Origin of the sequence: Nitratifractor sp. (genome assembly GCF_015487065.1) — a bacterium.
In the GTDB taxonomy this organism is placed as follows: Bacteria; Campylobacterota; Campylobacteria; order Campylobacterales; family Sulfurovaceae; genus Nitratifractor.
The window spans coordinates 1-10,176 of record NZ_WFQN01000143.1 but is presented as its reverse complement, the minus strand read 5'-3'; the positions used below and the strand labels follow the sequence as shown (position 1 = coordinate 10,176).

Genomic DNA, 10,176 nt, shown 5'->3' with positions numbered 1-10,176 from the left:
GTCAACTACGACCATCTCTTTCTCTTCGTCTTCATCTATACCCTGCTCACACTTTTTATCGTCTCGTTTCTCATTTTCCGGGCCAAGGATTTCATGCGCCTTTTCAGCCTCTCCGGAGTCGAGCACATGGCACTGATCGCGCTCTTTTGGGTCAGCGGGGGAACCTTCGCGGCGCTGCTGCATTTCGGCGCTCACGCCTTCCTCAAACCGGCGCTCTTCCTCTCCACCGGAGTCTTGGAGTCGGGAGGCCGCTACCGCTTCGCCGGGGCACTCCGGGGCTATCACGGAGTGCAGGGCAAGCTCTTTTGGTTTCTGGTGGGGCTCTTTATGCTGGCGATCGTCTCGCTCCCTCCCAGCCCGATGTTTTTCTCCGAACTCTACGGCTTCGGAGCGATGATCGACAACGCCAAGGCCAGCCACCATCTCCTGGCGATGCTGGGGGCGATCACTTTGCTGCTGGTGCTGCTCTCGGTGATCTTCTACCGTTTCGTGGCGATCTATCAGTCGATGAAATACGAGGGGGAGGAGACGAGCAAAGTGGTCTACAGCTCCGAAGTGGCGGCGCTGGCGATCTTCGCCGTAGGCCTTGTCGCACTTCTGCTGCCCGGGACGCTGGTGTTTTTGAAGAGCATTGTGTAATGGAAGGGATGTGGATGGAAGATGGAGGATGGAAGATGGAAGATGGTTTGGGACCCGTCATCCTGAACTTGATTCAGGATCCACGCTACGATGGGAATTCAAAGCCCTGGATCCCGGATCGAGTCCGGAATGACAGATTTCATCCGACACATCATTTTTTGATCCCTCCCAATACACCAATAACCAATAGACCAATAACAAACGAGGTCCATCAATGAACGAGAACAAAAAACGCCTCATCGCCCGTTTCGCCGTCGATCGGGGGGATCGGCTCGAGATCCTGACCCGCTTCGAAGACGAAGCGATCCAAAGCGAGCGGATCGATCGTGAGGAGGCGAAAGCGGCGAGTCTGATGCCCCGCTACCCGGCGGCGGTTTGGTTCGAGCGGAAGATCATGGAGGATTTCGGGATCCGTTTCGAGGGGGCTTTCGACACCCGGCCGCTGCTGCACCATGAGCGCTGGCCTGAAGGTATCTATCCCATGCGTCGGGATTTTGACCGGGATACAGTGCTTGAGGAGGCTCCCTATCGCCCTTACCGCTACGCCGTCGTCGGCGGGGAAGGGGTCTTTGAGGTGGCGGTGGGACCGATCCATGCCGGGATCATCGAACCGGGGCACTTTCACTTCTCCCAGGCGGGGGAGGATATGCTCCATCAGGAGGTACGCCACTTCTACAAATATCGCGGCATCGAAAAGAGCTGCGAGGGCAAAAATCTCTTGGAAGTCGCTCCCATCGTCGCCCGCATCAGCGGCAACGAGAGCGTCACCGCCCAGATCGCCCTGGCACGGATTGCCGAGCGGGCTTCGAGGACGCCGACTTCTACGCCGCAGCGGGCCCGGCAGGCGCTGCTGCTGGAGCTGGAGCGGATCATCCACCACTGGACCGATCTGGGCTTCATCCCCAACGACGCAGGATTCGCGGCGGCCCTGGCCTACGCTTCGGCCCGGGCCGAAGAGGCGCGGCGTCTGATGGCCGCCTTGACGGGGCATCGCTTCGGCTTCGATGCGATCTTCGGTGAAACGGGGGATTGGGACAAGGCGGCGCTCACAGCGTGGATCGAGCGAAATCAAGAGGCGATCGAATGGTTCGAGAGCTGGATCACCGACATCCCTTCACTCTGGGATCGGATGGACACCACGGGGATTCTGAGGCGAGCCGAAGCGCTCCGGTACGGCTGCGTGGGGGTCATGGCCCGGGCAAGCGGCCTGGAGCGGGATGTGCGGATGAGCGATCCTTTTTACACCGAGCGGGGCTTTGCCGCGGTCCTGGAAGAGAGCGGCGACGTGGCCGCCCGCTTCAAGGTCCGCATCGCCGAGATCAAAGCCTCTCTGGAGCTCATGCGCCGCTTCGCCGAGGAGGCGGAGCCCGAGCCCTATCGTTTCGCCGAGCCGCGGGATGGAGCCTACGAAGCCTTCGTCGAGAGCTCTCTGGGGGAACTCTACCTCTATGTGGAGTTGCAAGCAGGGACGATCAGCCGACTCTTTTTCCGGGATCCCAGCTTTATCAATTGGCAGGCCCTGCCGACCCTGATGCCCGACAACATCATCGCCGATTTCCCGCTGATCAACAAAAGCTGCGATCTGAGTTATGCGGGGAACGACCTATAAACGAGAAGAACTAGTAACTAGAAACTAGTAACTAGTAATGAGTTATGGATAATGGAAAAATTTGTAGCGTGGGATTGCCATCCCACGATCAGAAAGCGCCGAAGGCGCTCCCAATAACCAATAAACCAATAACAAAGGCTGACAATGTTCCGATACTGGCAGCGACGTTTCAAAACGGGGATTCTGACCGAGAAGCCGGAGCTGGATGCGCGGCTTGCCGAGCTTCGCAAACGGCTCCAAAAAGGAATCGCCAAGCACTTCGCCGGTTCTCTATCGATCCGGATGGTGGACAGCGGCAGCTGCAACGCCTGCGAAGCGGAGTGCAACGCGCTGAGCAACCCCTATTACGATCTGGAGCGGTTGGGAATTCACTTCGTCGCTTCGCCCCGGCATGCGGACGTGATGCTCCTCAGCGGCGTGCTGACGATGAACATGCTGCCCCATGTCCTGGATGCCTGGGAGCAGATCCCCGAACCCAAATGGTGCATCACCCTGGGCGACTGCCCGGCGCTGAAAAGCCCCATCGAGCGCACCTTCGCCGTCAAAGGCCCGGTCGGCGAGCATCTGCCCGTGGCCTACCACATCCCCGGCTGCCCGCCCAGCCCCGAGGCGATCCTGGAAGGGTTGGTGGGGTTTCTTGAGACAATGGAGAATTGAGAATTGAGGATGGAGAATTAGATCCGTTTCCTTTGCCTCTCTTGACAAAACTTCCCATTTGTAATACACTGTGTCATACAATCCAAAAGGATCTGCTATGCTGACCGTCAGACTCCCGGAAGAGATGGAACGAAAAATCGACAAAGAAGCCCGCTATCGCCGCAGCACGAAAACGGAAGTGGTCAAAGAGGCCTTGGAACTCTATTTTAACCGCGAAGAACGGCAATCCTCCCCGTTTGAACTAGGGGCGGAACTCTTTGGACGTTTCGGCAGCGGCCGGGAAGACAACTCCATCCGTTACAAAGAACAGCTCAAAGAAAAAATCGCCGAGAAAACGGGCCGATGAGACGGGTGCTCATCGACAGCGGGCCCCTGATCGCCCTTTTTGACCGCAGCGATCGCCATCATGAAAGGGTTCTGAACTTTCTGAGATCCTTCGAGGGTGAGCTTGTAAGCAGCTGGCCAGTTTTGACCGAAGTGAGCCACATGCTCGACTTCAACGTGCAAGTGCAGCTCGATTTTTTGGAATGGATCCATCGGGGGGCGATCACTTTGCCGGAAATCACGCGTGACGAACTGGGCGATATGATCGACATGATGCGCACCTACACCAACGTCCCGATGGATTTGGCCGATGCGACCCTGATCTATCTGGCCCATCGGGAAAAGATCGAAGAGATCATCAGCATCGACAGTGACTTCTCCATCTATCGAACCCTCAAAAAACGATTCGTCCGCAACATCCTCCCCCAATGACGAGTGACCGATGAGCAATGAGCATCCCTTCAAACCCCGCGTCAAAGCCCCCGATCCCCACCTGATCGCCAAAACCCACGATATTCTGCGCAACCATCGCCTCACCACCGTCTGCGAGGAGAGCGCCTGCCCCAACCGGACCGAGTGTTATGCCCGCGGCACGGCGACTTTCATGATCCTGGGGGATACCTGCACCCGCGCCTGCCGCTTCTGCAACGTCAAGACGGGCCGGGGACTCCCCCCCGATCCTACAGAACCCGAGCGGATTGCGGCGGTGGTGCGGGATTTGGGGCTCCGTTATGCGGTGATCACTTCGGTGGATCGGGACAATCTGAGCGATTACGGGTCGGGGCAGTTTGCGGCGGTGGTGGAGGCGATCCGCCGGAGTGCCCCGGAGGTGAAGATCGAGCTGCTCACCCCCGATTTCCGGGGAGACCGGGCGGCTCTGGACACCGTCCTCGCCGCCGGGCCTGACAAACTGGCCCACAACGAAGAGACGGTCCGCCGCCTCTCTCCGGCCATCCGTCCCCAGAGCGACTACGACCGCTCCTTGGCAGTGCTGCGCTACTACGCCGAGCAATTCGACGGCCCTGTCAAGAGCTCCCTGATGGTTGGGCTGGGGGAGACGACGGAGGAATTGCTGGAGACGATGGCCGATCTCCATGCCGCCGGGGTGCGGGAGCTGACGATCGGCCAGTATCTGCAGCCCACCCCCCGCCACGCCCCGGTAGCACGATACCACCCTCCCGAGTATTTCGCCATGCTCGAAAAGACCGCCCGAGACATCGGCTTCGAGGCGGTCGCTTCGGGGGTGCTCGTGCGCAGCTCTTATTATGCGGAACGTTTGGGAGAAGAGTAGTCCGGATCCCTTGCTGTTCGGCGTGCAAATCTTTTCCAAACGTTTCTCTCCTTTTGTTATAATCATTCCATAACAAAATCGAAGGAGAAAGTATGAAACGAATCACGACAATGATTATCTCTGCAGCCGTTGCCGCGGGATTGAGCGGCTGTGCGGGATTGTATTCCCTGCCGACGGTTTCACAAACGGCGACCACTCAGGTCATGCGAGCCGAAACGGGGACGGTGCAATCGATCCGCTACGTGGCCGTCCAAGACAATAGCCCGGTCGGCACGCTCCTGGGCGCCGTCGCCGGTGCCGCGCTGGGCAGCACCATCGGCAAAGGCAAAGGAAGAATCCTCTCGTCGGTTGCAGGCGGTCTTGCGGGTACCTATGTAGGCAATGAAGTCTCCAAAGCCAACGCTCAAGAGCTGACGATTCGACTCAAGAACGGCCGAACGATCGTGGTCGTTCGCAAAGGAACGCAATTCTATCCCGGTGAGCGAGTCCGAGTCCTCTACAACGGCAACCAAGTCGGCAACGTCGAGCCGCTCTGATCCTTCGGCTGAGCCTTGCAAATAATGTGGACTAGGAGGAGAAGAAATCCTCTAAGTCTGATGTCTATTAAGTCCTCTGAAAAATTGTGGTTATTTTGGATCTAAACCGGAATCCAGAATACCGTTGTTCCTGAATCAGGTTCAGGATGACGATGATCCATTGGGTCACTTTCAAAAGGACTTTTCCGTTACCTTTGAATAAAAATGAAGGAAGAGCCATGCCTCATCCCCTCGCCGGAAAGCCGGTCCCCCCGACAGACCTTGTTGACATTCCCCGTCTTATCAGCGACTACTATCTCCTCCATCCCGATCCTACTCTCCCCGATCAGCGTATCGCTTTCGGAACCTCCGGACATCGGGGATCCGCGCAGCGCTACAGTTTCAACGAAGACCATATCGCGGCGATGACCCAAGCCGTCTGTGACTACCGCCGGGAGCAGGGGATCACCGGTCCACTCTTTATCGGGCGGGATACCCACGCCCTCTCCCTGCCGGCTTTTCGTACCGCCCTCGAAGTTTTGAGCGCCAACGAAGTGGAGGTTCGTATCGCGGGAAAAGAGGAGTATACGCCGACCCCGCTGATCTCCCGGCCCATTTTGCACTACAACGCTCATCACGATAACGAAGCCGACGGCATCGTCGTCACTCCCTCGCACAATCCCCCCGAAGACGGCGGTTTCAAATACAACGCCACCGACGGCGGCCCCGCCGATACCCACATCACGGGCTGGATCGAGAAGCGGGCCAATGCCTATCTGGAAAAAGGACTGCAGGGGGTGCGCCGCAACGGTTTCGAAGAGGCGATAAAGTCTCAGAAAATCTCGGTTTACGACTATGTCGGAGAGTATGTTCGCCGTCTGGGAGAGATCGTGGATATGGAGGCGATCCGCAGTGCCGGGGTCCGGATCGGGGCCGATCCTCTGGGGGGAACGGCCCTGCCGGTCTATGAGATGATCCGGGAGTATTGGGGAATCGATCTGACTCTCATCAACCAACGAATCGATCCGACCTTCTCCTTCATGCGACTGGACCACGACGGAAAGATCCGGATGGATTGCTCCTCTCCCTGGGTCATGAAAGGGTTGGAAGAGTCTATAGGCGATTACGATCTGATCGTCGCCAACGATACCGACGCCGACCGCCACGGGATCGTCACCAAAGCGGGCGGTTTGATGAACCCCAACCACTACCTGAGCGTCGCGGTAGGGTACCTTTGCGAATATCGGAGCTGGGAGCCGGAGAAACAGATCGGCAAAACTCTGGTCTCCAGCGCCATGATCGACCGGGTGGCCGAGAGCTTCGGCCGGAAGGTCTATGAAGTCCCCGTGGGCTTCAAGTGGTTCGTCCCCGGCCTGATCTCCGGAGAGTTGGCCTTCGGCGGCGAAGAGAGCGCGGGAGCGAGTTTCCTGCGCTACGACGGCGGCGCCTGGTCGACGGACAAGGATGGTCTCATTATGACCCTCCTGGCGGCAGAGATTCTGGCGGTGACGGGCAAAGATCCCGCCGCGATCTACCGGGAGTATGAGGAACGCTTCGGACGGGCCTACTACAGCCGCATCGACGCTCCCGCCGATCGGGAACTCAAAGCCAGGCTCAAAGCCCTGCGTGCCGAAGACGTGACGCTGACGGAACTGGCCGGAGAGAGGATCGAAGCGATCTATACCAACGCCCCGGGCAACGACGCCCCCATCGGGGGCCTCAAGATCGTGACCAAGAGCGGCTGGGTCGCCATGCGTCCCTCGGGCACCGAGGAAATCTACAAAATCTATGCTGAGAGCTTCCTTTCCGAGGAACATCTGGCCAAACTGCAGGAGGAGGGGCAGGCGATGGTTCGCTCCCTGAAGGATCAGGACGAAGGAGAAGAATGATGATCGAGTATCGTATCGACTGGCAGGAAGCGGCGGAGGCGAAGGCCGCGGCTGAAGAGGCTTTTTATCACCTCGTGGAAGAGCAGGAAAAGGGGATCAGCGGCTATTATCTCTTGCCCGAACGCTCCCGGATGATTGTCGAAGAGGTGAAAGCGACGCTGCTCCCTACCTCGACGGTGCAAGAGGCCGACACCGTCGTCGTCATCGGTATCGGCGGCTCTTCCCTGGGGGCCAAGGCGGTGGATCGGATCCTGCGTCCGGTCACGCCTGGGGCGAAGCGGATGGTCTTTTTCGAAAATCCCGACCCCCTGGAAGTTTTGGAAAAAATCGAGACGCTGGAGCGGGAGCGTACCCTCTTTTGCGTGATCTCCAAATCGGGGGGAACCATCGAGACGACCACCCTCTACAAAGTCCTGATCGACCGCCTGGGGCTGGCACCGGACGGGGCGGACAGAGAACGGATCTTCGTCATTACCGACGAGGGATCTATCCTGCACCGCTATGCCGACGCGCATGGACTCAGAAGCTTTTTCATTCCCGCCAATGTGGGCGGGAGATTTTCTGTCCTCAGTGCCGTTGGAGTGGTGCCTCTGACTCTGGCGGGTTACGACGTCTGTGCTCTGCTCAAAGGCGCCCAAAAGCTCCATCAGGACTTTTTTGACCGCCGGGCGGATCATATTCTGCAAAAAGGGGCCTTTTATGTGCGTCACTGGCGGGAACGCCCGATGAATGTCCTCTTTGCCTATGGGACCCACCTGGAGGATCTGACCAAATGGTATGTTCAGCTCTGGGGGGAATCCCTGGGCAAGATCGACGCCCAAGGAGAGCGGGTGGGCCTGACACCCCTGGGACATATCGGTTCGGTGGATCAGCATAGTTTCCTTCAGCTGATCATGGAAGGGCCGCGCGACAAGACCGTGACTTTTTTGAAGATCGATCGATTTCCCCGGGATATCACGATCCCCGATCTGCGTCTGGAACATATCGAAAAAAACGACTACATCAACGGCCATAGCGTCGGAGAGCTCCTCGATGCGGAGTGCGAAGCGACCTGGGAGAGCATCCGCAAGCAGGGGGTGCCCACCGACGGGATCGTCCTGGACGGCATCAGCCCCGAAAATATCGGAGAGCTGATCTTCTATTACGAGCTGCTCACCTCCGTTGCCGGCGCTCTCTTGGATATCAACACCTACGATCAGCCCGGGGTGGAGCTGGGCAAGCAGATTCTGCGACAGAAATTTCAAGACAAAGGTGATGCCTAACCATGCAAAAACTCTTTCCTTATGCGTTCGATGAATCGTTCAAACGGCCGGTGGCCTACTTCTCCATGGAGTTTGCCATCGACCAGGCGCTCAAGACCTACTCAGGGGGCCTGGGATTCCTGGCGGGTTCCCATATGCGTAGCGTCAACGATCGACGGCAGAATACGGTAGGAGTGGGGATCCTCTGGAGCTACGGCTACTATGACCAGAGTCGTTACGAGGACAACTCCCTCAAGATCGACTACCGCCGAAAGTTCTACTACTTTCTGGAGGAGACCGGCGTGGTCGTGGAGGTGATGATCAACGGCAAACCGGTCAAGATCAAAGCCTTTCTCCTCCCCGCCGAGACCTTCGAGTCAGCGCCGGTGATTTTGCTCAGCACCGATATCTTCGAAAACGACCACCTCTCCCGGACCATCACCCACAAACTCTACGATGCCAACCCCGAGACCCGCGTCGCCCAGGAGATCGTCCTGGGGATTGGCGGGGTGCGGGCGCTTCGGGCCCTGGGAATCGATGTGGATATCTACCATCTCAACGAGGGCCATGCCCTGCCGCTGGCCTTTGAACTGATGAAGGAGTATCCGGAGTTTGAAGAGCTCAAACGCCATATCGTCTTTACGACCCACACGCCGGAGATGGCGGGCAACGAGACCCACGAAGCCGGTTTCCTCTCTCGGATGGGCTTTTTCAACGGTTTTACTCTTGAAGAGGTTCAGAAGAGGCTTGACTACTACGATCGGGAGTTCTCTCTGACCGTCGGGGCCCTGAAAGTCTCCAAACGGGCCAACGCCGTCTCCAAAATCCACGAAGGCGTGGCCAACGAGATGTGGAAAGATGTCCCGGGCCGCTGTGAGATCATCAGCATTACCAACGCCCAGAATATGCGGTATTGGTCCGACAAGCAGCTCGTGAGCGCGATGCAGGAGCATGAGGATTATCAGCTCATCGGCCGCAAAAAGCATCTCAAACACCAGCTCTTCGAAGAGGTGGCGGATCAGACCGGCAAGCTTTTCGATCCCAATGTCCTGACCCTGGTCTGGGCGCGGCGTTTCGCCGAATACAAACGCCCCAAGCTGCTGATCCGGGATATGGAGCGCTTCCGGGCGCTGATCGGCAACGAAAAGTATCCCATTCAGATCATCTGGGCCGGCAAACCCTATCCTCTGGACGAACGGGCCGTGGCCGATTTCAACGAACTGGTCCATCTAAGCCGGGAGTTCAAAAACGTCGCCGTGCTTACCGGTTACGAGCTGCGTCTCTCCAGACTGCTCAAACAGGGATCGGACCTCTGGCTCAATACCCCCCGATGGGGCAGGGAGGCCAGCGGAACCAGCGGCATGAGCGCCGGGATCAACGCGTCGGTCCACTTCTCCATCGACGACGGTTGGCATGCGGAATTCGGTAAAGACGGTATCAACTCCTTCACCATTCCCCATGCTGACCCCACCCTTCCCAACGAAGAGATCGACCGCATCGACTACGAGACGATGATGGACAAACTGGAGCGGCAGATTCTGCCCCTCTATTATGAGAAACCGGAGAAGTGGATGGAGATCGTCAAGAACGGTATGAACGATATCTTCATCTACTTCAACTCCCAGAATATGGTGGAAAAGTATTATCGGGAGCTCTATGACTACGAGTCCGACTCGACAGAGACGAAGGAGCGCTGATGGCACTGGCGATTATGGGATCGGGAGGTGACGCCCCGGGAATGAACGCGGCGGTGAAAAAATTCGTCGATTACGTCTACAAAAGAGGGGAAGAACCCTACCTGGTCTATGACGGTCTGGAGGGTCTCATCGATGGCCGGATCAAAAAGGCGGAGCACCGGGATGTAGCGGGGATCCTCCACCGGGGCGGCTGTGTGATCCGCTCCTCCCGCTCCAAACGCTTCTACGAGGCCGCCTACCGCCGTCAGGCCTACGAGAATCTGCAAAAGCACGGGATCGACGGCCTGGTGGTTCTGGGCGGTGACGGATCCTTT

The 10,176-nt window shown here is 57.9% G+C and carries 11 protein-coding genes; all 11 read left to right on the top strand.

Annotated features, from left to right (window positions below):
* Window positions 1–639, top strand: a 639-nt coding sequence (locus F8I07_RS08065; RefSeq protein WP_292658128.1) for a proton-conducting transporter membrane subunit, incomplete at its 5' end; no start/stop codon positions are given.
* A 214-nt stretch (window positions 640–853) separates the two neighbouring features.
* Window positions 854–2,248, top strand: a complete 1,395-nt coding sequence (locus F8I07_RS08060; protein ID WP_292658125.1) for an NADH-quinone oxidoreductase subunit C — start codon at window positions 854–856, stop codon at window positions 2,246–2,248.
* A gap of 144 nt (window positions 2,249–2,392) precedes the next feature.
* On the top strand, window positions 2,393–2,905 hold the full coding sequence (locus F8I07_RS08055) for a hydrogenase (RefSeq protein WP_292658122.1): 513 nt from the start codon (window positions 2,393–2,395) through the stop codon (window positions 2,903–2,905).
* 97 nt (window positions 2,906–3,002) lie between these two features.
* A complete protein-coding gene (locus F8I07_RS08050) occupies window positions 3,003–3,251 on the top strand; it encodes a ribbon-helix-helix protein, CopG family (protein ID WP_292658119.1) in 249 nt (82 codons plus the stop codon).
* Entirely contained in the window at window positions 3,248–3,661 is a 414-nt protein-coding gene (locus tag F8I07_RS08045; RefSeq protein WP_292658116.1) for a PIN domain-containing protein, read from the top strand. Before F8I07_RS08050 ends, F8I07_RS08045 begins: the two co-directional genes overlap by 4 nt.
* Before the next feature lie 10 nt (window positions 3,662–3,671).
* Entirely contained in the window at window positions 3,672–4,520 is an 849-nt protein-coding gene (gene lipA, locus F8I07_RS08040) for a lipoyl synthase (protein ID WP_292658114.1), read from the top strand.
* Between the two features lie 110 nt (window positions 4,521–4,630).
* A complete protein-coding gene (locus tag F8I07_RS08035) occupies window positions 4,631–5,056 on the top strand; it encodes a glycine zipper 2TM domain-containing protein (protein ID WP_292658111.1) in 426 nt (141 codons plus the stop codon).
* A 218-nt stretch (window positions 5,057–5,274) separates the two neighbouring features.
* On the top strand, window positions 5,275–6,924 hold the full coding sequence (gene pgm / locus F8I07_RS08030; RefSeq protein WP_292658108.1) for a phosphoglucomutase (alpha-D-glucose-1,6-bisphosphate-dependent): 1,650 nt from the start codon (window positions 5,275–5,277) through the stop codon (window positions 6,922–6,924).
* Entirely contained in the window at window positions 6,921–8,186 is a 1,266-nt protein-coding gene (locus F8I07_RS08025; RefSeq protein WP_292658106.1) for a glucose-6-phosphate isomerase, read from the top strand. The genes pgm and F8I07_RS08025 overlap by 4 nt, the downstream gene beginning before the upstream one ends.
* Before the next feature lie 2 nt (window positions 8,187–8,188).
* On the top strand, window positions 8,189–9,862 hold the full coding sequence (gene glgP / locus F8I07_RS08020; RefSeq protein WP_292658104.1) for an alpha-glucan family phosphorylase: 1,674 nt from the start codon (window positions 8,189–8,191) through the stop codon (window positions 9,860–9,862).
* The coding region (locus F8I07_RS08015; protein WP_292658102.1) for a 6-phosphofructokinase at window positions 9,862–10,176 on the top strand (315 nt) is incomplete at its 3' end. The genes glgP and F8I07_RS08015, both read left to right, overlap by 1 nt.

What these genes read in the sequence shown, in the direction of transcription:
- F8I07_RS08060 (WP_292658125.1), top strand. Translation starts at nt 854, where the DNA reads ATGAACGAGAACAAAAAACGCCTCATCGCCCGTTTCGCCGTCGATCGG.
- F8I07_RS08055 (WP_292658122.1), top strand. Translation starts at nt 2,393, where the DNA reads ATGTTCCGATACTGGCAGCGACGTTTCAAAACGGGGATTCTGACCGAG.
- F8I07_RS08050 (WP_292658119.1), top strand. Translation starts at nt 3,003, where the DNA reads ATGCTGACCGTCAGACTCCCGGAAGAGATGGAACGAAAAATCGACAAA.
- F8I07_RS08045 (WP_292658116.1), top strand. Translation starts at nt 3,248, where the DNA reads ATGAGACGGGTGCTCATCGACAGCGGGCCCCTGATCGCCCTTTTTGAC.
- lipA (WP_292658114.1), top strand. Translation starts at nt 3,672, where the DNA reads ATGAGCAATGAGCATCCCTTCAAACCCCGCGTCAAAGCCCCCGATCCC.
- F8I07_RS08035 (WP_292658111.1), top strand. Translation starts at nt 4,631, where the DNA reads ATGATTATCTCTGCAGCCGTTGCCGCGGGATTGAGCGGCTGTGCGGGA.
- pgm (WP_292658108.1), top strand. Translation starts at nt 5,275, where the DNA reads ATGCCTCATCCCCTCGCCGGAAAGCCGGTCCCCCCGACAGACCTTGTT.
- F8I07_RS08025 (WP_292658106.1), top strand. Translation starts at nt 6,921, where the DNA reads ATGATGATCGAGTATCGTATCGACTGGCAGGAAGCGGCGGAGGCGAAG.
- glgP (WP_292658104.1), top strand. Translation starts at nt 8,189, where the DNA reads ATGCAAAAACTCTTTCCTTATGCGTTCGATGAATCGTTCAAACGGCCG.